This window comes from Enterococcus raffinosus (genome assembly GCF_019175485.1).
GTDB lineage: Bacteria > Bacillota > Bacilli > Lactobacillales > Enterococcaceae > Enterococcus_A > Enterococcus_A raffinosus.
Genome location: NZ_CP072888.1, coordinates 2,206,963 through 2,229,167, shown reverse-complemented (window position 1 = coordinate 2,229,167; position 22,205 = coordinate 2,206,963). Strand labels below are relative to the sequence as shown.

General features: G+C 40.3%; 19 protein-coding genes and 1 tRNA gene. 16 read left to right on the top strand and 4 right to left on the bottom strand.

All coding sequences use genetic code 11. The features are described 5' to 3' along the window. Nucleotides 1-156: 156 nt before the first annotated feature. The 5 genes from opp3b to J9537_RS10900 all read left to right on the top strand — a co-directional run bounded on the left by opp3b (nucleotide 157) and on the right by J9537_RS10900 (nucleotide 5,580). Complete coding sequence (gene opp3b, locus J9537_RS10920) at nucleotides 157-1,098, top strand: oligopeptide ABC transporter permease (protein WP_010745747.1); 942 nt, start codon at nucleotides 157-159, stop codon at nucleotides 1,096-1,098. Further along, a complete protein-coding gene (gene opp3C / locus J9537_RS10915; protein ID WP_010745748.1) occupies nucleotides 1,098-2,132 on the top strand; it encodes an oligopeptide ABC transporter permease in 1,035 nt (344 codons plus the stop codon). The genes opp3b and opp3C overlap by 1 nt, the downstream gene beginning before the upstream one ends. Nucleotides 2,133-2,138: 6 nt before the next feature. Then, nucleotides 2,139-3,185, top strand: a complete 1,047-nt coding sequence (locus tag J9537_RS10910; RefSeq protein WP_028021285.1) for an ABC transporter ATP-binding protein — start codon at nucleotides 2,139-2,141, stop codon at nucleotides 3,183-3,185. 27 nt (nucleotides 3,186-3,212) lie between these two features. Next, nucleotides 3,213-4,166, top strand: a complete 954-nt coding sequence (locus tag J9537_RS10905) for an ABC transporter ATP-binding protein (RefSeq protein WP_028021286.1) — start codon at nucleotides 3,213-3,215, stop codon at nucleotides 4,164-4,166. Nucleotides 4,167-4,623: 457 nt separating this feature from the next. Continuing rightward, entirely contained in the window at nucleotides 4,624-5,580 is a 957-nt protein-coding gene (locus tag J9537_RS10900) for a hypothetical protein (RefSeq protein ID WP_035019952.1), read from the top strand. A 157-nt stretch (nucleotides 5,581-5,737) separates the two neighbouring features. On the opposite strand, the gene J9537_RS10895 is transcribed toward J9537_RS10900, so the two are convergent. Continuing rightward, on the bottom strand, nucleotides 5,738-6,835 hold the full coding sequence (locus tag J9537_RS10895) for an LPXTG cell wall anchor domain-containing protein (protein WP_028021287.1): 1,098 nt from the start codon (nucleotides 6,833-6,835) through the stop codon (nucleotides 5,738-5,740). 534 nt (nucleotides 6,836-7,369) lie between these two features. Further along, nucleotides 7,370-7,442, bottom strand: a tRNA-Lys gene (locus tag J9537_RS10890). A 157-nt stretch (nucleotides 7,443-7,599) separates the two neighbouring features. Between J9537_RS10890 and J9537_RS10885 the strand changes: the two genes are divergently transcribed. From J9537_RS10885 to J9537_RS10855, 7 genes are all read left to right on the top strand, one after another. Next, on the top strand, nucleotides 7,600-8,148 hold the full coding sequence (locus J9537_RS10885; protein ID WP_028021288.1) for a DUF1836 domain-containing protein: 549 nt from the start codon (nucleotides 7,600-7,602) through the stop codon (nucleotides 8,146-8,148). After that, the gene (locus J9537_RS10880) at nucleotides 8,141-8,995 is read left to right on the top strand and encodes a DegV family protein (protein WP_010745756.1); all 855 of its coding nucleotides are present in this window, start codon (nucleotides 8,141-8,143) and stop codon (nucleotides 8,993-8,995) included. The genes J9537_RS10885 and J9537_RS10880 overlap by 8 nt, the downstream gene beginning before the upstream one ends. Nucleotides 8,996-9,228: 233 nt before the next feature. Then, entirely contained in the window at nucleotides 9,229-9,933 is a 705-nt protein-coding gene (gene yycF, locus J9537_RS10875; protein WP_010745757.1) for a response regulator YycF, read from the top strand. A 2-nt stretch (nucleotides 9,934-9,935) separates the two neighbouring features. Continuing rightward, on the top strand, nucleotides 9,936-11,765 hold the full coding sequence (gene walK / locus J9537_RS10870) for a cell wall metabolism sensor histidine kinase WalK (RefSeq protein ID WP_028021289.1): 1,830 nt from the start codon (nucleotides 9,936-9,938) through the stop codon (nucleotides 11,763-11,765). After that, nucleotides 11,762-13,075 carry a YycH family regulatory protein gene (locus J9537_RS10865; RefSeq protein ID WP_028021290.1) on the top strand — a complete coding sequence of 438 codons (1,314 nt, stop codon included), beginning with the start codon at nucleotides 11,762-11,764 and terminating at the stop codon, nucleotides 13,073-13,075. The genes walK and J9537_RS10865 overlap by 4 nt, the downstream gene beginning before the upstream one ends. Next, on the top strand, nucleotides 13,076-13,921 hold the full coding sequence (locus J9537_RS10860) for a two-component system regulatory protein YycI (RefSeq protein WP_028021291.1): 846 nt from the start codon (nucleotides 13,076-13,078) through the stop codon (nucleotides 13,919-13,921). It begins immediately after the preceding gene. A gap of 48 nt (nucleotides 13,922-13,969) precedes the next feature. Next, nucleotides 13,970-14,779: an MBL fold metallo-hydrolase gene (locus tag J9537_RS10855; protein WP_010745761.1), complete on the top strand. Its 810-nt coding sequence runs from the start codon at nucleotides 13,970-13,972 to the stop codon at nucleotides 14,777-14,779. A gap of 47 nt (nucleotides 14,780-14,826) precedes the next feature. On the opposite strand, the gene J9537_RS10850 is transcribed toward J9537_RS10855, so the two are convergent. Together J9537_RS10850 and J9537_RS10845 are read right to left on the bottom strand one after the other, a co-directional pair. Further along, a complete protein-coding gene (locus J9537_RS10850) occupies nucleotides 14,827-15,447 on the bottom strand; it encodes an NAD(P)-dependent oxidoreductase (protein WP_028021293.1) in 621 nt (206 codons plus the stop codon). A gap of 78 nt (nucleotides 15,448-15,525) precedes the next feature. Then, a complete protein-coding gene (locus tag J9537_RS10845) occupies nucleotides 15,526-16,170 on the bottom strand; it encodes a CPBP family intramembrane glutamic endopeptidase (RefSeq protein ID WP_028021294.1) in 645 nt (214 codons plus the stop codon). Nucleotides 16,171-16,369: 199 nt separating this feature from the next. Between J9537_RS10845 and groES the strand changes: the two genes are divergently transcribed. The 4 genes from groES (at nucleotide 16,370) to J9537_RS10825 (ending at nucleotide 22,095) form a co-directional block, all read left to right on the top strand. Then, on the top strand, nucleotides 16,370-16,654 hold the full coding sequence (gene groES / locus J9537_RS10840; protein WP_010745764.1) for a co-chaperone GroES: 285 nt from the start codon (nucleotides 16,370-16,372) through the stop codon (nucleotides 16,652-16,654). A gap of 22 nt (nucleotides 16,655-16,676) precedes the next feature. After that, the gene (groL, locus tag J9537_RS10835; RefSeq protein ID WP_028021295.1) at nucleotides 16,677-18,305 is read left to right on the top strand and encodes a chaperonin GroEL; all 1,629 of its coding nucleotides are present in this window, start codon (nucleotides 16,677-16,679) and stop codon (nucleotides 18,303-18,305) included. A 359-nt stretch (nucleotides 18,306-18,664) separates the two neighbouring features. Next, nucleotides 18,665-21,580, top strand: a complete 2,916-nt coding sequence (locus tag J9537_RS10830; protein ID WP_028021296.1) for an NADH-dependent flavin oxidoreductase — start codon at nucleotides 18,665-18,667, stop codon at nucleotides 21,578-21,580. Nucleotides 21,581-21,735: 155 nt separating this feature from the next. After that, nucleotides 21,736-22,095, top strand: a complete 360-nt coding sequence (locus J9537_RS10825) for a DUF1827 family protein (RefSeq protein WP_010745767.1) — start codon at nucleotides 21,736-21,738, stop codon at nucleotides 22,093-22,095. The last annotated feature ends 110 nt before the right edge of the window (nucleotides 22,096-22,205 follow it).

The window sequence follows — 22,205 nt, the reverse complement described above, 5'->3', positions numbered from 1 at the left end:
TACGAGCTAAAAACAACGCTCGTTTTTGCTAAAAAATGAATTAGGATGTCAGTTCCCCTTCCTGCTTTAGCAGATTAGTGGAATGATATACGTGATGAAAATAAAACTCATTTTTTGTAAAAAATGAATACATTAAAATGAATTAGGAGGCACCTCATGGGCAGTTATTTGAAATATTTTTTAAAGCGTGTCTTTTTCATGTTGATTACTTTATGGTTGATTGCCACCATCACATTTTTCTTGATGCAATTATTACCAGGGACACCTTATACCAATCAAGAACGATTGAGTCCTGAAACGATTGCGATGCTGAATAAGCAGGTGGGGCTAGACAAACCCGTTATCGTGCAGTACGGAATTTATCTATCCAACCTAGTACAAGGAAACTTTGGTATTTCTTTCCAATTCAAAAATCAAGCCGTTGCTGCTTTATTAGCAGGGCGCATCGGACCTTCCTTGCAATTAGGGTTGCAGGCAATCGTATTTGGTACTTTTGTCGGGATCATCTTAGGAACGATTTCCGCGATGAAACAAAACTCATGGGCAGATACGGCATCTACTTTAGTCGCGATTTTAGGTCGCTCGATTCCCAACTTTGTTTTTGCCGTTTTGCTACAATACATTTTTGCTATGAAATTACGTATCTTGCCGATCGCAAAATGGGAAGGGTTTGCTTACACCATATTACCGACATTGGCATTAGCGATGTCGCCTTTAGCTGATTCCGCTCGCTTTATTCGAACAGAAATGGTAGAGGTTCTTCATAGTGATTATGTGGAGCTTGCACGAGCTAAAGGATTGAGTAGATGGGAAATTGCCTTCAGACACGGATTGAGAAATAGTTTGATCCCCTTGATGACATTATTAGGACCATTAGCTGTTGCGTTAATGACAGGATCGTTAGTGGTCGAGAATATTTTCGCTATACCTGGTATCGGAGAGCAATTTGTAAAATCAATTATGACCAATGATTATCCAACGATCATGGCTGTAACGATTCTTTACTCGTTTATGCTAGTCTTTGTTATTCTGGTCGTCGATCTTCTTTATGGTTTAGTTGATCCGCGTATTCGTCTATCAGAAGGGAGTAAGAGCTAATGGAAATGAAATATCCTTCAATCGTTGATATTCCCGCTGATGAATTTCAACCCTTACAAAAAAATACCGAAAAGGAACGCGAAGAAATTGCGACACCTTCGTTGAATTTTCTACAAGACTCTTGGCGTCGCTTAAAGAAAAATAAGGCGGCAGTCATTTCAATGATCCTACTGGCTATAATTATTGTCGTCTCCATTGTGACGATCTTTGTTTCGCCACAAGACCCAAGCAAACAAAATGTTGATTATATTAATTTACCGCCTCGAGTTCCTGGTTTGAACATTGACGGCCTAAATGGAAAAACAATGGTGGCTGGTGAATTGGTTGATAAATATGCACAAGCAGATGTTCCTAATAACGTGAATTATCTGTTGGGAACGGATGGTTTGGGACGCGATGTGTTGAGTCGTTTATTTATGGGAACAAGAATTTCATTATTGATCGCTTTTATCGCAGCTTTATTCGATATCACGATCGGTGTTGCCTATGGTTTGATTTCTGGAATGCTAGGTGGAAAAGTCGATAATGCGATGCAGCGTTTCTTGGAGATTCTTTCTGGAATCCCCAATCTAGTAGTCATGATTTTAATGCTGGTTGTTTTTGAACCGGGGATTTTTTCAATTGTAGCAGCGATGGCTATTACGAACTGGATACCCATGGCCCGAATCGTTCGTGCCCAGACCCTCAAGCTGAAGGATCAAGAATACGTTCTAGCGGGGATGACCCTGGGCGAGTCGAAATGGAAGATTGCTTTCAAGCACATCATTCCGAATATCTCCAGCGTGATTATTATTCAAATGATGTTCAGCATTCCAACAGCTATTTTCTTTGAAGCCTTCCTAAGCTTTATTGGTCTAGGGTTAACACCGCCAGCCGCTTCACTAGGAACGTTGTTAAATGATGGCTATAAAACATTCCTGTATTTGCCATACTTGTTATGGATTCCAGCGGTTACTATTTCGCTGATCATGATCTGTTTCAATCTGTTAGCCGATGGTCTACGTGACGCATTCGATCCGAAAATGAAAGAGTGACAATCTATGGAAAAAATTTTAGAAGTGAAGAATTTGAATATTTCATTCGATACGTACGCCGGAAAGGTCCGTGCGATTCGTGGAGTGGATTTTGAGTTGAATAAAGGGGAGACCTTAGCGATCGTAGGAGAATCCGGCAGCGGAAAATCCGTTACTACCCGTACGATCATGCGCTTGCTTTCAAGTAACGCCAACATTGATGAGGGGCATATTTTATTTAAAGGGCAAGACATTGTTGATAAATCTGAAAAAGAAATGCAGAAAATTCGCGGACGTGAGATCGCAATGATCTTTCAGGATCCTATGACATCCCTAGATCCTACCATGACAATTGGTAAGCAAGTGGCAGAGTCTTTACGCAAGCACAAGAATGTTTCTAAAAATGAAAGCTTGAAAGCTGCTTTGGATTTATTGAACTTAGTTGGAATTCCAGACGCAGAAAAACGGTTGAAAAACTATCCCCATCAGTTTTCTGGGGGACAACGTCAACGGATTGTGATTGCCATTGCCTTAATCTGTAATCCTGAAATCCTGATTGCCGACGAACCGACAACAGCCCTTGATGTAACGATTCAGGCACAGATTTTAGAGCTGCTAAAAGAAATTCAAGAAAAAATCGAAACCTCAATTATTTTTATTACCCATGATCTGGGTGTAGTTGCCAACGTTGCCGACCGAGTAGCTGTCATGTATGCAGGGAAGATTGTGGAGGTTGGTACAGCGGAAGAGATTTTCTATAATCCGCAACATCCTTACACATGGGGATTGCTTGGGTCCATGCCAACACTAGAAAGCGAAAGTGACCGTTTGTATGCTATTCCGGGTTCTCCTCCAGATTTATTGGACCCGCCAACGGGCGATGCCTTTTACCCGCGTAATGAGTTCGCGTTGAAGATTGATGCAGAAATGGAGCCGCCGTTCTTTGAGCTTTCAGAGACGCATAAGGCTGCAACTTGGTTATTGGCTCCGCAAGCACCAGCAGTGACTCCTCCAGTCGAGATTCAACGGCGTTGGGATATTTTTCGCAAAAAGCAAAACCAATATTCCGCTTAATTTTTAGCGAGAAAATGGAGGATTAGGATGGAAAAGCGATTATTAGAAGTAAATAATTTAAAACAGTATTTTAATACCGGCAGCAAAAATGAAGTTCGTGCCGTTAATGATGTAAGCTTTTATATTAATGAAGGGGAGACCTTTGGATTAGTAGGTGAGTCTGGTAGTGGGAAATCTACCACGGGACGAACAATTATTCGTTTGAATCAACAAACGGATGGTGAAATTCTATTTGATGGGAAAGACGTAACGAAAATTCATGGGAAAGCGGATTTGACCGCCTTTCGCCGCGATGTACAAATGATTTTCCAAGATCCATACGCGTCGTTGAATCCACGGATGAAGGTTAAAGATATCATTGCTGAAGGAATTGACGTCAATAATTTAGCGAAAACGCCGAAGGAACGAGATAAAATAGTCAATGATTTATTAGAAACAGTCGGCTTGAATCCCAGTCACGGCACACGCTATCCCCACGAATTTTCTGGCGGTCAGCGTCAGCGAATTGGGATTGCCCGCGCGTTAGCTGTTCGTCCGCGCTTCATCATTTGTGACGAACCTATCTCTGCCTTAGACGTTTCGATCCAAGCTCAGGTCGTGAACTTACTACAGGATTTGCAAAAGGAACACAACTTGACATACTTGTTTATCGCCCATGATCTTTCAATGGTCAAACATATTAGTGATCGTATTGGAGTCATGAATAACGGCCATCTATTAGAAGTTGGAAGCAGTGATGAGATTTATCATTTTGGGGTGCATCCATATACTGAAAGCCTGTTATCAGCCATCCCGATGCCAGATCCTGATCATGAGCGTCAACGACGTCGAATAAAATATCAAACCGAACCTCACGACGGCAAAGCAAGAAATTTGCGTGAAATCGCACCTGGTCACTTCATTTATTCTTCTGAAGATGAAGTTGCATATTATAAAAAGAAGCTGCAGCATTTGAAAAATGAGAAAGCAGTGGCCGTATAAAAAGGAAAGTCAAAGCAGATGGTTAGCCTGCTTTGGCTTTTTTTAGCTTAGATTTTTTAAAGCACTCGCAATAGTTTTGATACCTAACCATGGAACACGACTTTTTATCGAGAAGATCGATTTTTAATAAGTCTTCCTATATATAGAAGATCGTCATCTTTTACTAGATAAAATAATTCTATTTATTTTAAAAAAATACATAAAGATTCCGTCTATCTGTTTCTCGCTAACGAAAATCTCCAAATAGTTATTTATTAAAGCTATTAATATGACTTTCAATGTAACTAATGAACAATGGAAGTCACTATCCAAAAGGTTTAAATAAATTAACATTAGTGAATACTTCATAAAGCCTATTTACTTCAAGGTTATTTTATGTGTAAAATATTTTTGTGAACGGTTACATAAGAATCATTACTACAAAGGAATCAAAAACAACGGACGGAGGATGAAACGAATGAAGGAAGCATTGTTAGGGCAGCGACAAATTTTTGGTATGTTGAGAAAGAGCTTGGAAAAACGCGTGACTCAGCGCTATGAACAAACAAAAAATGCGGCGGAGATCGTAGAGGCGGCAGTGGCTATTTTGGTTCGTGACGCACTTTCTGTGGGGGATTTTGCCTACCTGTTCCCAGAGCTGATTCGTGAGATTTTTCTGACTGCTGCACCTAATGATACCTTGCGTCGTCATTGCGCCTATTTCCGCGATTATTTTGTAGGTGAAGAAGAATGGCAGACGGTTATCCAACGTCTGTTCAAGAGCGAAGAAGAGTATCAAGAGCTGACTAAGCAAGCTCGTTCTTATAGAAAATTATTGATAAAGAGAGCCGCTGAGACCTTCGAGAAGACAGCGTTTCAATTTGATCTTGCGACGATTTTTAAAGATGGCAACGGGAAAAGATATACTTGGACATTACGTGATACGAAACAGGTCCCGACCGGACAAGAAAGAGAAACGGCGGAAATATTGGATATTTTGACGACCTTGACTATCTTCCAAGCGGGTGGCGTTCGTCGTTTTGCGGAATATGTGAAATTCAAGAGTGTAAAAACCTGTATTGATACGCAGCATGAAGCGAGTCAACCAGAACAAGAAGAACTGACCGAAATGGAATCATCGGATGAAAAATGTCCAGCTTCTGAGAAAAAAGAACAGCCTGCGCAGAACACGACATCAACTGAACCTTCGAATGAAAATAAAAAACGTAAGCTGAATTATCAGGAGCTCGCTGATCAAATCGATGCGAAGTACCCGCTGCCTTGGGAGCTGCCACCAAATGATTCAGCCGCAACGGCACATAAGCCCAAAAGCTTTGAAAGACGTCATGGCAAAACGCAAGAGGAAATTGATCAGGGACGAGAGAAAAGAAAATGGGAAAGGAAAGTCAAGAAACTATTGTCTGGAAGGAGATAGCGATGTGCTTTTTTGCCCATAGGGTTTATTCAGCGAGCCTTTAAAAAGCAAAAAAAACGAGCACATGCGTACTCGTTTTCACTTGTGGAATAGTTTAGTTTGCTAAATGAAAAATAGAAATCACTTAATATTGGTAAAGAAGGCAAGTTTATTTGCTCTATTTCAATTGAGCACGTCGTTTCAGGAGAACTAAACCTGCAAGGAAGAATACAATGATTCCCATAATCGTTAGTGAGTCAGTCCGACGTTCACCAGTTTTTGGGTATTCTTTTTGAGTAGTAGCTTGTGCATTATTCTTAACAACGCTAGTAGGATTCGTTGTGAGATTTTCAACGATTGGCTGCGTAGTTGTATCTATGTTTTGAATAGGTGCGCCGTTTTCGATAGGTGCATTTCCTGGTTGAGAGTCGTAAAGCCAACGAACAAGACCTGCAAATAGTCCATTTGCAGCACTTAATTGATCTTCAGCGCCACTAAGGTGATTCAAGATATGAAGCATTTCTTCATTTGAAAAATGTTGAATACCAGGATGAAGCACACGAAGATAATGTTGTAACTGATCTATATTTTTAGCTAATTCAACAGTAGTTTGAAAGTTATGGGGATTAAACACTAATGCTTTTTCAACTTCTGTCCAAGAAACTTCCTTATCTTTATAAATCATACGTAGAACTCGTACATAGCTACCTAGATCCATGCCAGTAATATCGAAGTTATAACGGTTGAATAGTTTAAAGGCATTGGTTAGTTCTTGATCGCTGTAGCCCTTAAGTTCATTTTGATCGATTCCGTAATCTGTCCCAGTTAAATTCTCACGGATTTTTTCAGCTGTCCACTCTTTATTAAGACTTTCTTCCAATGCTGCTGGGGATTCTGACGTTTTTGCAGCAGCTTTTTGAGGTGTGATGGTATCAACTTTCTTCTTTTCTATTTCAGACGTTTGTACTGTTTCATCCTGTTTTTTCTCAACAGTGGCTGTTTCAGTCGTTGGGGTATCTTTTGCTACTTCGCTTTTTTCTGTTTCTTCGGCAGCAGTGCTATTGGTTGCTGCAGCTTGTTTTGTAACTGTTTCTTCTGTAGAAGCTTGAGAAGTGGTAGTAGGGAGTTGATCACCGGTTCCTATTTCTGAAACTTGGTCAACGAATTGCTCTTGACTGGAACTTACGGTCTGGTCAGGGACACTATCGGAAGAATCTGCGAATGCAACAAAGGGGAAGTTTAATACCAACAAACTAAAAACAACCATTTTTTTCATCTAAATCACTCCTTAATATTTCTGTAACACAATTGTAACATAAGAAATATTTTTGTAAAGATATAAAATGAAAGAATCAAAAAAAGTTTTTTATGGGACAAAATACAAAAAAAGAATAATTCACCGTTTTTCTCTCTTTTCGCTCCAAAAAACCAGCCGCCTAAACCCTTGTTAAAGGATTTAAGCGGCTGGTTTGATTGAGTTACAATCCTATATTAAATGCGAAATCGTCTTTCTAAAAGAGTAAGACCTGAAAGAAAGAAGAATACAGTTCCAATGATTCTTCGTGAAAAAAACTTGATTTATCTGTTTTAAGATTTTCGTTTTGTGGGGTTAATTACGCTTGAGAGGCATTGCTTTGAACACGAGCAGGAATTGAACTTGGAGTTATTGGGGAAATAGATTCAGTCAATAAAATAATGTTTAGCATTTATTTAGAAAATTTTTTGAAAAACAAAAAAGTCACCACGTACATTCTTTTCTAAACTACCGAAGTAGCCAAGAATGCACTGGTGACGTGGGTTTGGCACCCAATGGGCCGTGAGGGGCTCGAACCCGCGACCCGCTGATTAAGAGTCAGCTGCTCTACCAACTGAGCTAACGGCCCAAACAAAGTACTTTCATATGTTAGCACTGGAAAAATAAAAAAGCAAGAACAAAACTAAAAAAATTTATCTAAAAAGCGCTTCAATTATCTAGTTTTCAAAACTATATTGTATAATTACCGTAATTTTGATAAACTATCGTTGAGAGGAGTGTGAAAAATGGAAGAAACGAAACTCAGAACTTGGGCAGAAGAATTGAAAGAAGTACGCTTGCCTAGGTGGGAAGAGTTACCTGAACTAGAATTATATATGGATCAAGTCATCACTCTTGTTGACCGCTACCTATCGCCGTTGATGGAAGATGAAAAGCATCAGCTCTTATCTAGTGCGATGGTCAACAACTATGTTAAACATAAATTAATACCACCACCTGTGAAAAAAAGATATAACCGCAACCATCTAGCGTATTTAATTGCGATCACTTTATTGAAACAAGTACTTGCGATTCCAGATATCAATGAACTGATTCGCATGCAGCTGGCGATTAATGAACCAAAAGATGCCTACAATAGTTTTTGCAAAGTGCAGGAGGAAGCATTGCTGCAAGTAGCAAAGATTGTTTTAGGTGAAGAGGTGAATTTGACTCGCAGCAGCAAAGATTTTTATTATTTAGCGATGGAAAGCGCTGTCGCGTCATTTACACAGAAGATGTTGGCTGAGAAGATTATTCAGTTGGATAAAGAGAAAGAAGGCGAAGTTGATGAGTGAGAAAATTGCAATCCTAGTTGACTCTGGGACGGATGTGCCAAAGGAAGTAATTGATAATGGGCCCTTTTTTATGGTTCCGTTACGGATTATTTTTAGTGATCGAGAATATAGAGATGGGATTGATATCAGCTCTGATACGATTTTCCCATTAATTAAAAAAGAATTGCCGACGACATCTTTACCCGATGGGGAACTGATTCATAAAGTCTTTGATGAAATTAAGTCTCAAGGATATACCCATGTAATAATTGTGACGATTTCTAGCGGTCTAAGCGGTACTTATAATGCGTTGAGAGTGCTGGGAGAGCATTATGAAGGGCTAACATTCCAATCAATTGATACCAAAAATGTGGGGATCGGCGCTGGTATTTTAGCGATTTACGCTGGCGACTTAGTTAAAGAAGGAAAATCATTTACGGAAATTATTACTGAAGTAGAAAGTAAAATTCCGAAGACTAAAATCTTTTTCAATGTGGATACGTTGGAATATTTGCAAAAAGGTGGACGAATTGGCTTAGTTTCCTCTTTACTAGGAAGCGCACTGAAATTGAAGCCAATCATTTCGTGCAATTCAGATGGTATTTACTACACGGTAGCGAAAGTACGCGGGCTGAATAAGAGCATCGACAAAACCATTCAACTAGTGAAGGAGCACGTAGGCAACCATAAGCGCTTCAACTTAGCGGTAACCCAGGCGGATGCTCTAGAAACGGCTGAAAAAATTCGCGAACGACTGCACGAGCTATTCCCAACAGCCGAAAATATTTATTTTGGGAAAGTCTCTCCGGCGTTATCCGTTCATACTGGCCCTGGCTCCTTAGGGGTTGTTTGCCAAGTGCTTGATTAAATGTCAACAGAATTCAAGAGAATAAAGTGAACGTATGTAGACGGCTCACAGGCTCTCAAAAAGAATGTATGCATAGAAAGAAGGAGATGAACTCAGTTTGTCTCTTTTTTCATTTTTTCTTAAGTAACAGTTGTAAAAAAACGTCGTCTGTTTGAAAAGGTGAAACAGTATTGAAATTATTGTATAATGGTAAGGCGTACATACAATCCTATGAAGGTATGAGGTGACTCTTAGTGAAAAAAATTCTAGTAGTTGACGATGAAAAACCGATTTCGGACATCGTGAAATTCAATTTAACCAAAGAAGGCTATGAAGTCTTTACTGCTTATGATGGTGAAGAAGCCTTAGAAAAAGTCGAAGAAGTAAACCCAGATTTAATTTTATTAGATTTGATGTTGCCTAAAAAAGACGGTTTAGAAGTGGCTCGTGAAGTACGCAAGACCCATGAAATGCCGATTATTATGGTTACGGCGAAAGATTCTGAGATTGATAAGGTCTTAGGGTTGGAATTAGGCGCGGATGATTATGTGACGAAACCGTTCTCTAATCGCGAATTAGTCGCTCGCGTAAAAGCAAATTTACGCCGTGGAGGCCAAGCGCCTAAGGAAGAAGAACAGACAGCGCAAAGTGATTTGACGATCGGTGACTTAACGATCCATCCAGATGCTTACATGGTAACCAAACATGGAGATACAATCGAATTAACCCATCGCGAATTTGAATTGCTGCATTATTTAGCAAAACATATTGGTCAAGTGATGACGCGGGAGCATTTATTACAAACTGTTTGGGGCTATGATTATTTTGGCGATGTCCGAACAGTGGATGTAACGGTGCGACGTCTGCGTGAAAAAATCGAAGACAATCCTAGTCATCCAACCTATTTAGTAACAAGACGTGGCGTAGGTTATTATCTACGAAACCCTGAACAGGAGTAAGTATGGAAAAGAAAGTCCGTTTTTATCGATCGGTCAATTTCAAGATTGCCTTTTCATTTATTTTGATTTTGCTGATTTCGATTGAGATTATCGGTGCTTACTTTATTAGAGGACTTGAAAAATCAACCATCAATAGCTTTACCAAAGACATGAATCAGCGTGTGTCGTTGTTAAGCACGACTCTGGGAGCGACAATGGCAGAGGATAGCGACAACGAAGCAGATCAGCTGCAGCGTATTCTCGAAAATAATACCGCCGCTGACATTGGTGAAATGTGGGTAGTAGATGATAAAGGGATCGTTGTAGCTACCAATGATGTAGGTCAAAAAGATACGATCGTTGGTAAAAAGAACGAGTACAGTGATATTGATGATTTTTCAATGAAACAATATGTAACACTTGATGACAATAATAAGCGGGTATATATCAATGTCCAACCTATTCAGTCCCCGACCGGCGATTCGGCTGTGATCGGGGCTCTTTATGTTAAGAGTGACATTGAACAAAAATATACCGAAATCAGTAATACCGCTTTGATCTTCTTTACCGCTTCGTTGATCGCAGGATTGATTTCGATCGTTGTCGCATTACTTGTCGCGCGATCAATCACAAAACCGATCAAAGAGATGCAAAAGCAGGCAGTGCGAATCGCTCAGGGGGATTATTCTGAAAAAGTAGACGTTCAAGGACACGATGAATTGAGTCAGCTTGCGGAAACCTTCAACAAGCTGTCTGATCGAATCGAAGATGCTCAAGATACAATGGAGGCTGAACGGAATCGACTGGATAGCGTCTTAACGCATATGACAGATGGTGTTATAGCTACTGATCGACGTGGGAAAGTCATCACCATTAATGAGATGGCGCTCTCCTTATTAGATACGACGAATGAAGAGGCGATCGGTCAATCCATTCTCTCCTTGCTTGATTTAGAAGAGCAATATACTTTGAGAAAATTATTAGAAACACCAGAAGAAATTTTGATTACTCGCTCAAAACCAGATTCTGATGAAGGAAACATGACCTTACGATCTGATTTCGCTATGATTCGGCGAGAGTCAGGATTTATCAGTGGCTTGGTTGTCGTACTCCACGATGTTACAGAGCAAGAGAAAACCGCTGAGGAACGACGCCAGTTCGTATCCAATGTTTCTCATGAATTACGGACACCGTTAACCAGCGTTCGCAGTTATTTAGAAGCATTAGAAGAAGGTGCTTGGCAAGACAAAACAGTGGCACCAGAATTTATCCATGTGACGCTTGGGGAAACCGACCGTATGATTCGTATGATCAATGATTTATTGAATCTCTCACGTATGGATTCAGGCGCGCAGCAAATGGATCTTGAGCTGGTGAATTTCAATGAGCTGGTTGATTATATCCTGGATCGTTTCGATATGATGGTGAATAGCCAAGAGAAAAATTACCGCATCGTCCGTGAGTTCACCGAGCGCGATTTATGGGTGGAAATCGATACGGACAAGATTATGCAAGTAATTGACAATGTCATGAATAATGCAATCAAATATTCACCTGACGGCGGAAAAATCGAAGTTCACTTAATGGAAACACATAACAATGTGGTACTAAGTATTTCTGACGAAGGGTTGGGCATACCTAAGAAGGACCTAGAAAAAGTATTTGAACGTTTTTATCGCGTAGATAAAGCACGGGCGCGTCAACAAGGCGGTACAGGACTAGGTTTGGCCATCTCTAAAGAAGTGATGAAGGCCCATCAAGGTCAAATTTGGGTCGAAAGTGTTGAAGGTAAGGGATCTACATTTTATATTTCTTTACCTTATGAACCTTATGAGGAGGATATCTGGGAATGAAACTATCAGAAAGAATCATCCGTGTAGCACTTTTTGCTCTGATACTACTCAGCCTCGTCTTAACGTACGCTATATGGCTTAGCCCTACTTCTAAAACAGCAGATATTAATACAAGCAAACAGACAGTAAAGAACGACCAAAATTATGCGAAAGCCACCGATGCTTTTTTACCTATACGAGGTATTTGGGACTTGTCCGACGGGAAATTTCAAACGAGCAGTGAGAATTTATTAGCTACCACGCAAGCGCGTTTAACAGAGAGTACCTTTGGGCAGTTGCAGGAAATCGCTCAAGGCGAAGAAGAGATCAAAAACTATTATGGGTTAGACAGTGGCATCGAGCTGAACTATGAGGGCGGTTTTTCTTTAACTGAGTATATCAAGGTTTTTGATATGCCTATCAATTTGAACTCTTTGAAGGAAGCAGATAGTATTACCTTTTCAAAAATTCAAATCGATTTTTCAAAGAAGAAGATTCGTTTTTTGAATTACAGTAAGGACACTGTTTATGAAGCGACAATGTCAGGAGATTTTTCTGGTCTAGAAACCATCTATCAAAAAAATCAGGGAAAGTATCTACCAATGTCTGATGAAAATCCATTGGTTCCTCGTTTGCTGCGAACCAAGGAACGGGTTCGTTTAAAAAAATACAGTTACATTTTGACGACCCAATCTTATTCTCTCTTTAGAAATGCCTTCTTCCAAAATCCTGATCAAGCAAAAGGAGAGGAAGAAGAAAATGGGGCGCGATCATTTTCAAGCGGCCATGAGGAACTAATCATGGACGAACAAAAGCGCTTGGTAACATTTACGGGTGAACTGCCAGAAGACTTAGCAAAGGAAAGCATCTATAGTCAAAGCTTTAACTATGTGAGTCGGTTAGGGACAGCCGTCGGGAACTTACGCTATTTCGATCATCATGATGGACAAGTAAATTACCGGATTTTTGTGGAAGGATATCCGATCTTCAGCCAAACTTCGAAAGGGAAAATGAGCGTAAAGATAGAGCATCAACCTAATGCTGCCACTCCGCAAATTAAAATTGAAACGAGTGTGGATACGGTTCAGGTACCGATCCCTTCTGATGAAGAGGTTGAATTACCTAGTACCCTTGAAATTGAAAATAATTTAGCGGCGGTCGGGATAGATTTAACAAAAATACAAAGCTTTATTATTGGTTATACATGGCAAGATATCGATGGTGTAAATAAATTAGTAGCTTTAACTCCAGAATGGTTCGTCAAATATGACAACACTTGGTATCCTGCGAATCAGTTGATGCAAGGGAACCTAGAAATGGAGGCGAGCTAATTGGATTTTAGAAAAATTGAATGGATCTTTTTTCTCGTCTTTATCGGGTTGAATATTTTCCTTTTTAGTATTTATTGGAATAATCAGCATGAACAAAGCTTAGTCACAAATTCTAATCAAAGAGAAGACATCCTGCAGCGACTCGAAAATGATGATATCAGTGTTACGGATGAGGTAACGGATGATCATAAAGAGGGGTACTATTTAAGTGCCGAGCAAGATACGTTCGAGTCATTAGTGAATGGAGGCGCCGGTTCGACGATTTCAGGAATTTGGGATATTTCTGATAAGGTTTTAAGCAGTACGCCAACTGGAGACACAGATTTTGATTTAAAAAAAGCGACCAGCAGCTTCAGACGTCTTATGAAGGATAAACAATTCATTGTAGATGGCGAAGAATACACTTATCTGCCAGACATCTCTAAAAAGGACAATGAATTAGGAAAAATTGTAGGTGCACAGACCTATGAAGGGATTCCTTTTATTGATGAAACGTCTCGAGTGACGCTAGATATTGTTAAAAATGATGATCAGGAGCAGGTTTCGAAGTACACTCAGACGCGGTTAAAAGAGATTGAGCCGCTGCGTGAAAAGATGACACTTTATTCTGAAAAAGAAATTCTGAATACACTGTATATCAATAATAATATTCCTAGTAAATCAACGATTACGAACATCTATCTAGGGTATTTTCGAACCCTCGAAGTCCGAGAGAAGAATGTCTATGTCCCCGTCTGGTTTGTCAGAATAAAGACATCAGATAAGACGACGCAGATTGAGAAAGTCAATGCGTTGAATAATCAAGTGATTACAAACAATTTAGTTCCAAAGGTGGAAAATCCATAAAAAGGGTTGTATACTGAGGACAGTTTTAAAAGAGAGGACCAATTGCTCATGTTAGAGATGAATAATGCCTTCAATATCAGCATTTTAGCAAGCGGAAGTACTGGAAATTCATTGTATTTAGAAAGTCCGCAAAAAAGAATTCTGGTTGATGCTGGATTGAGTGGAAAAAAAATCACTTCGCTATTAGCAGAGGTCGATCGAAAACCTGAGGATCTAGATGCGATTTTAGTCACCCATGAACACCGCGACCATATTCACGGCGTCGGCGTTCTTGCACGAAAATATAAGCTGCCGGTGTATGCGAACGAGAAGACCTGGGAGGCAATGTCTCCTTTGATTGGAAAAGTAGACGTTGAGCAAAAGCACATTTTTGAAATGGGAAAGGTTTTAACTTTTGGGGATTTAGATATCGAAAGTTTTGGCGTTTCACATGATGCGGCGGCACCACAATTTTACCGCTTCTACAAAGATGGTCATTCATTTGTGATGCTGACGGATACTGGCTATGCGAGTGAACATGTCCGCGGAACGATTCGCGATGCAGATGCGTACTTAGTTGAAAGCAATCATGACTTAGAGATGTTGCGGATGGGGGCCTATCCTTGGAGCTTGAAGCAGCGAATTCTAGGTGACCGAGGACATTTATCCAATGATGATGGTGCCTTAGTCATGACGGATATTCTTGGCGATCGGACCAAACGGATTTATTTGGGACACTTGAGTAAGGAAAATAATATGAAAGAGTTGGCCCATATGACGATGGAGGAAACATTGACTCGTTATGATCTTGGGGTAAATCATCAATTTCAAATTTTTGATACCGATCCTGATAGTGCAACGGAATTATTCGCAATTTAAAAAATGGCAAGTCTGTCTTAGCAGGCTTGCCATTTTTTTGAGAAGACTCAACTGTACACGCTAAAGTGCTGATTGAGATGTCTAGGTTCGATGACTTCGTCAATTACTGCGATCGCGTAATCAGCCATGCTGATCTCGCTTTTTCCTTCATCGTTCTTTTGTAAATGGTCATCACTGATTTGATAATGACCGGTGCGTACACCGTTTGGCACAAAGTTTGCCGCTGGACTTATGTAGGTCCAATTCAACTGCTGAGCAGCTCTTAAATCCATAAATGCTTGATACATGTTATAAGCGGTTGGATAATAAACAGCTTTAGGATCAGAGACATCAATCATGCGGTGCTTCTCATCGATAAACAAAGAAGAGGCGCCGCCGACAACGATCAAGCGAGTATCCGTTCCTTGTAAAATAGTGCTGAGATGTTTTAGAGAAGTTTGATGAAGCTCCTCCTGACCGTTAGGTGGACGAAAAGCGTCAATCACTACATCAAAAAATGCGACATCCTTCTTAGTAAGCTCGAATAAGTCTTTCACTAAAATTGGAACCTTTACCTTTAGCTTTTCTGGATGCCTTACGATGGCAGTAACAGCTAGGTCACGACTCAACGCTTCGTTTAAAATTAAAGAACCTGCATTTCCGGTGGCACCGATAATGGCTATTTTCATTAAAAAACCTCCTTAGACTATGTGTTGCCTTTAGTCTAAGGAGGTTTTTATAAAATAGCAAAGAATTCGAATCATCCATTACGAGGATTGAAGGGCTAATTGAGTAAGAATCACTAAGAGATTCATGCCTACATGAGTAATCATAGATGTCCAAATACGTCCACTATAGCGATACATGCCGCAAAACAAGAAGCCCAATCCGGCGTATAGCAGGTAATGACCATCATTGTGGGCAAAGGCGAATAGCGCCGAACTCAACAGTGCAGGGAAGAAGAAACCAAATCGCTTTTCTAATGCGCCAAAGATGGCGCGACGGAAAACAAATTCCTCCATAATTGGTCCAGCGAACGTTGTCGCTAAAATAAAAATCATATTGTTCATAATCAATTGGACGATATTTTGCGTATTTTGTGAAGAAAGCGATTGTCCAAGGAAGCGTTGTTCAATTTGTAAGAGAACCATTTGCAAGAGTAATGATGCAGGAATGCCAACGATTCCTATCAAAAGAGTAATCAAAAAATTCTTTTGTTGTTTCTCCAGCTCGAATACACGTGATTTCAAACGATAAAATACCATTAATGCGGCACCGAGAAAGTAAGCCAGTGTCGTCAATTGGATGATCTGTGATGGATTTGCTTGAAAGACACGTAAAAAAGCAATGGGAGAAAACAGAACCAATCCGTAAGTAAAGATGGTTATAAAGCTATATTTTTTTTCGCTCATTGTTTTTCCTTTCTAAACAGTTATTGTTCCCAAGTATAACACATTTTGAGGAAAAACCTCCCAGATAAAAAATCAGAAAAAGGCAAACGAAGGACTTGCAAAAAGAAACAAAAATGGTATTATAAGAATTGTGAGTTAGCACTCTTAGTTATCGAGTGCTAACGATTTGAAAAATCATTACTAGTTGGAGGGATCTATTGTGTTAAAACCATTAGGTGATCGCGTCATTCTTGAAGTTACTCAAGAAGAAGAAAAAACAGTTGGAGGCCTAGTCTTAGCTTCTGCAGCAAAAGAGAAACCACAAACAGCGAAAGTTGTGGCTGTCGGTGAAGGCAATGTGCTGGAAAATGGTCAAAAAAGTCCAATGCCAGTAGCTGTTGGTGATATGGTAATGTTTGAAAAATATGCTGGTACAGAAGTGAAATATGAAGGCAGTGAATATTTAATTATCGCTGCAAAAGATATTATGGCAATCGTTGAATAAAAAATAATGAGGTGAAAGAATCATGGCAAAAGATATTAAATTTTCTGAAGATGCACGTGCAGCAATGCTTCGCGGTGTAGACAAATTAGCAGATACAGTAAAAGTAACATTAGGGCCAAAAGGACGTAATGTTGTTTTAGAGAAATCTTATGGTTCACCATTAATTACGAATGACGGTGTGACCATCGCAAAAGACATCGAATTAGATGATCATTTTGAAAACATGGGCGCAAAACTTGTTTCTGAAGTTGCTTCTAAAACAAACGATATCGCTGGTGATGGAACAACGACTGCAACAGTTCTTACACAAGCAATCGTTCGTGAAGGCTTGAAAAACGTTACTGCTGGTGCGAACCCAATGGGCATTCGTCGCGGGATTGAATTGGCTACAAAAGCGGCAGTTGAAGAACTACACAGCATTTCTAAAGAAGTAGATTCAAAAGATGCGATCGCACAAGTTGCGGCAGTTTCTTCAGGTAGTGAAGAAGTTGGTAAACTGATTGCTGAAGCAATGGAAAAAGTTGGCAACGACGGTGTTATTACTATTGAAGAATCAAAAGGGATCGATACAGAATTAGATGTCGTTGAAGGAATGCAATTTGATCGCGGCTACTTGTCTCAATACATGGTAACAGACAATGATAAGATGGAAGCTGCTTTAGAGAATCCATACATCTTGATTACTGACAAGAAAATTTCGAACATTCAAGATATCTTGCCATTGTTAGAACAAGTCCTACAACAATCTCGTTCATTATTAATCATCGCTGATGATGTAGATGGTGAAGCATTACCAACATTAGTATTAAACAAAATCCGTGGTACCTTTAACGTTGTTGCTGTTAAAGCACCTGGTTTTGGGGATCGCCGTAAAGCAATGCTTGAAGATATCGCCATTTTAACTGGTGCAACAGTGATCACAGAAGACCTAGGCTTAGATCTTAAAGAAGCAACAATCGAAAACTTAGGTACTGCTGGTAAAGTTGTCGTTGATAAAGACAATACAACAATTGTTGAAGGTGCTGGCGATAAAGCCGCTTTGACTGACCGTGTTGAAATGATCAAACGCCAAATTGGTGAAACAACTTCTGATTTTGATCGTGAAAAATTACAAGAACGCTTGGCTAAGCTTGCTGGCGGAGTAGCTGTAGTTAAAGTTGGTGCAGCTACTGAAACGGAATTGAAAGAATTGAAACTACGTATTGAAGACGCGTTGAACTCTACGCGTGCCGCTGTTGAAGAAGGCATCGTTTCTGGTGGTGGTACAGCCTTAGTAAACGTGATCAAGAAAGTGTCTGATTTAGATGCTGAAGGCGATGTAGCGACAGGGATCAAGATTGTTGTACGTGCTTTAGAAGAACCTGTTCGTCAAATTGCTGAAAATGCTGGTTTCGAAGGATCAGTAATCATTGATAAACTGAAAAATGCTGACCGTGGCACTGGATTCAACGCTGCTTCTGGCGAATATGTAAATATGATTGATGCGGGTATCGTTGACCCAACGAAGGTTACTCGTTCAGCTTTACAAAACGCAGCATCTGTTTCAGCATTATTATTAACTACTGAAGCCGTTGTTGCTGACAAACCAGTTGAAGGTGGCGCAGCAGCTGCTCCAGCAATGGACCCTTCAATGATGGGCGGCATGATGTAAGGTAGAAGTTCTTCTATAATTACTCGTTGCTTAAAAGACGAAGACCGTGACTTTTGTCACGGTCTTTTTGTGTTCACAAAAGAATGGAGAGCCGTTTCACAATCATAAATAGTATTTATAGATTGTATGTAAATAAACTATTGGAATTTATCAATCAAATTTCTTACAATGAGCGTAAGAAGGAAATATACTTCCTTGTTCATAAATTATCAAGAAAAAATCTAATGTAAATGAAGTAGCAGGTACGAAGGAAGAATAGAGTAAAAAATCCTTTGTTAATCATTTGACCGCACATGTGAATTTTGTTACATAACGAGAGCTTTTTGATGAGTAGGCGTTCATTTTGAAAGGAGAACCATATGTTAAGAAATTTATTTGATGAGATTCCATTAGCATCCGGAGCAAGTTTTAAGAATCGTTTGTTTATGTCGCCAATGACGACGCAATCGGCCTTTTATGATGGAGAGATCACACAGCAAATCATTGATTATTACGCGTTTCGCTCTGGGGATGCGGCGGCAGTTATTGTTGAAAGCTGCTTTGTGGAAGACAAAGGACGCGGATTTCCCGGCGCATTAGGTGTTGATACAGATAAAAAAGTTGCTGGTTTGACAGAATTGGCAACAGCTATTAAATCAAAGGGTTCAAAGGCGATCATGCAGATTTATCACGCTGGTCGGATGGCTTGGCCGGAGATCAATGGTGGCGCAACACCCATTTCTGCAAGTCCAGTCGCAGCTTTGCGTCCCAATGCTCCTGTCCCTCGTGAAATGACAGAGGAACAAATCTTAGAAATGATTACGATGTTTGGCGATGCCACACGCCGTGCAATCGAAGCTGGTTTTGACGGTGTGGAGATTCATGGAGCCAACACCTTCATTTTACAGCAATTCTTTTCTCCTCATTCAAATCGAAGAGAAGACCAATGGGGCGGCAGTCGTGAAAAACGGGCGAAATTCCCCTTAGAGGTCATGAAAGAAGTGCAACGAGTAGTAGAAGAACAAAAGGCAGAAAACTTTATCATCGGTTATCGCTTTTCACCAGAAGAGTTAGAAGAGCCGGGCATCCATTTTGAAGATACGATGTTTTTATTGAATACGCTTGCAGAGTTGCATCCAGATTATTTCCATTTTTCTATGGGTGCTTACACACGTCCATCTATCGTTGATTCCGACGATCCGGAACCGCTGATTACGAAATATTTAGCGCAACGCTCACCTGCGTTGGCACAGATTCCGATCATGGGTGTGGGGTCTATCCTCCAACGAGCAGACGCGGAAGATGCGTTGAAATTAGGCTATGATCTATTAGCAGTCGGCAAAGGCTTCCTGATTGAACCAAACTGGGTAAACATGATCAAAGACGGTGTAGAGGTTATCGATTATGCCCATGTAAATGCCCAAAGAAAATTATTAATTCCGACTCCTCTATGGGATTTCATGGCCTATATGGTTATTGATCCAGAAGAAGAGAAACGGAAACATGAACGATTGAAAGAACTACAAAAAGTGAAACTGACCTTCAAACCTGGTACTTATACGGTTGAGGCGAAAGGCCACAATAGCGAGCTTGCGATGAATGTGACCTTTTCAGAAGAACGGATTGAAAAAATCGAAGCAGATCAAAGCAATGAATCAGAAGGGTTATCCGATCAGGTGTTCATTCGCTTGCCACAACAAATCATAGACGGTCAAACACTGAATGTGGACGTAATCTCTGGAGCTTCTGCATCTAGCCAGGGATTGATTGACGGCGTGGCTGAAGCAGTAGAAATGGCTGGAGCTAGTTCAGAAGTGTTGAAGGCTCGACCAAAACCAACGGTTCAATGGTCCAAAGAGGTTGTAGAAGAAGAAGCAGACGTAGTAATTGTTGGTTCTGGGGCAGCAGGGATTTCTGCGGCGTTAAGAGCAGATCAGATGGGCTTAAAAACGATTCTGTTAGAAAAATTAAGCTTTGTTGGTGGAGCAATCTCTATCAGTGGCGGGAATCAAGTGGTTATGGGCTCCAAGCTGCAAGCGGCAGCAGGCGTTTGTGATGACACAGCGGAATGTATGATAGAAGATTTCTTAGCTAATGGTAGTGGCTTAAATGTCCCTGAGCTTTTATCCACTTTAGCTGAAAATGTTGGTGAAACGACTGATTGGGTTCACGAATATATGGGTGTCGAATACGATATGAAAAACGGGCTGCATACTTTAGCAGAATATCGTAAGAATCGTGAGTTGGCATATGAAGATGGTGGACATGGGTTTGCTGCTAGTGCTAGAAAGGCATTGGAAAGAAGCAATGTAACGATTTATCTGCAAACAAAAGCAGAACAATTGCTAACGGATGGCAACGGCAAAGTGACTGGCTTAACGGCTGTTGAAGATACTGGTAAGCGGCACAATATCCATGCGCCAGCAGTCATTCTTACAACTGGCGGCTATGGGAACAATCCGAACCTGTTGAGCTCTGAATTGAATAATATTCTCTTTTATGGGACCAAGTCCTCTACAGGTGATGGCATATTAATGACTACAACACCAGAGTTGAACGCGGCGACACGTATGATGGAGTATGGAAAGATTTACCCGAATGGTGTGGAAGTTTCCCAAGGATATGCAAAATCAACTATCGGCGGGAACATTGAAGTGTTGAAACGGAACGGATTGCTAGTAAATACTGCTGGAAAACGGGTAATCAATGAACGTGCCAGCAATAAGAAAATTCTAGAAGTGCTCTTACAGCAAGATCCGCAAATGTTATTCCTATTGATGGATGCTGAACGCTTCGAAATCTTTACTGAAGCCGTAGAAGAAGGCGGTATTACAAGAGAAGATTTGGAACGTTGGATCGAAAACGAAGAAGAGACCCCACAAATCTTCCGAGCGGACACGTTAACAGAGCTAGCTGAAAAAGCGGGAATGGAACATGATAGTCTAGTAGACACCGTGGCTCGATATAATGGCTGGGTGGAAAAACAAAAGGATGAAGATTTTGGTCGTCAATTGGAGTTTTTACAAGAAAAAGTTGGCGAAGGTCCTTATTATATGATTGAACAAAAACCGCGTTTTGCGACAACGATGGGTGGTCTAGTCGCAAACGGACAGTTACAGGTCTTGAATCGCAACGATCAAGCGATTGAAGGGCTTTACGCAGCAGGTGAATTAGTGGGCGGCGTAATGGGAAGCGACTCTCCGTCAGGGGCAAATAATGCTTGGGCATTGACTTCTGGTAAACTGGCCGCGGAAAGTGTTCAAAAAACAGTACAAGTAGAATATGTCATGCAGTAAAAAGTAATCCTGAGGCGGCTGTCTCAGGATTTTTTTCTTTTTTGTAAATTTTTTTTATTCCTTAAAAAAACGATCGATCGTTATGGTAAAATAGTCAATGTTAAGAATTAAAGTTAGTCATTTCGACTAAAATAAATAGAATAGGAGATTGTTGAATGAAATTAATTGAGACCCCATTAAATAGCAATGTTAACTTGGAAACACTATATCCTAATCTAACGAAATACTTTTTTGATAAGCGCCAAGCTGTGAAGCTTCTTAAATTATATGCGTATGATCGCACAAAAATCATTTATGCTGACCGATTTGATACGATTGATTTGCTATTGTTAAATCGCAAACGAAAGATCAGTCATCAAGAGGTCGACACAATCATTCACCGACTATTGAAGGTGGACCGTGAAGATGTAACCGTGAATGTAGGCTATAAAAAGCAAATCATGGAAGCTGGTTTGCGCCCTAAAGAAGCCTATAAGGACATCATAGCAATAGAGTACAAAGTACCAACAGAATAATTGATGAAAGAAAGACCGCGTGTCTTTCTTTTTTTATCAAATAAACGATCTATGATAAAAAATTCACGGATTAGCAGAGAGCAAAAGCTACTCCCTCAGAACTCTTGTGA

Bases quoted from the DNA above. Each gene is read 5' to 3' on its own strand.
- opp3b (WP_010745747.1), top strand. From the start codon at position 157: ATGGGCAGTTATTTGAAATATTTTTTAAAGCGTGTCTTTTTCATGTTG.
- opp3C (WP_010745748.1), top strand. From the start codon at position 1,098: ATGGAAATGAAATATCCTTCAATCGTTGATATTCCCGCTGATGAATTT.
- J9537_RS10910 (WP_028021285.1), top strand. From the start codon at position 2,139: ATGGAAAAAATTTTAGAAGTGAAGAATTTGAATATTTCATTCGATACG.
- J9537_RS10905 (WP_028021286.1), top strand. From the start codon at position 3,213: ATGGAAAAGCGATTATTAGAAGTAAATAATTTAAAACAGTATTTTAAT.
- J9537_RS10900 (WP_035019952.1), top strand. From the start codon at position 4,624: ATGAAGGAAGCATTGTTAGGGCAGCGACAAATTTTTGGTATGTTGAGA.
- J9537_RS10895 (WP_028021287.1), bottom strand. From the start codon at position 6,835: ATGAAAAAAATGGTTGTTTTTAGTTTGTTGGTATTAAACTTCCCCTTT.
- J9537_RS10885 (WP_028021288.1), top strand. From the start codon at position 7,600: ATGGAAGAAACGAAACTCAGAACTTGGGCAGAAGAATTGAAAGAAGTA.
- J9537_RS10880 (WP_010745756.1), top strand. From the start codon at position 8,141: ATGAGTGAGAAAATTGCAATCCTAGTTGACTCTGGGACGGATGTGCCA.
- walK (WP_028021289.1), top strand. From the start codon at position 9,936: ATGGAAAAGAAAGTCCGTTTTTATCGATCGGTCAATTTCAAGATTGCC.
- J9537_RS10865 (WP_028021290.1), top strand. From the start codon at position 11,762: ATGAAACTATCAGAAAGAATCATCCGTGTAGCACTTTTTGCTCTGATA.
- J9537_RS10855 (WP_010745761.1), top strand. From the start codon at position 13,970: ATGTTAGAGATGAATAATGCCTTCAATATCAGCATTTTAGCAAGCGGA.
- J9537_RS10850 (WP_028021293.1), bottom strand. From the start codon at position 15,447: ATGAAAATAGCCATTATCGGTGCCACCGGAAATGCAGGTTCTTTAATT.
- J9537_RS10845 (WP_028021294.1), bottom strand. From the start codon at position 16,170: ATGAGCGAAAAAAAATATAGCTTTATAACCATCTTTACTTACGGATTG.
- groL (WP_028021295.1), top strand. From the start codon at position 16,677: ATGGCAAAAGATATTAAATTTTCTGAAGATGCACGTGCAGCAATGCTT.
- J9537_RS10830 (WP_028021296.1), top strand. From the start codon at position 18,665: ATGTTAAGAAATTTATTTGATGAGATTCCATTAGCATCCGGAGCAAGT.
- J9537_RS10825 (WP_010745767.1), top strand. From the start codon at position 21,736: ATGAAATTAATTGAGACCCCATTAAATAGCAATGTTAACTTGGAAACA.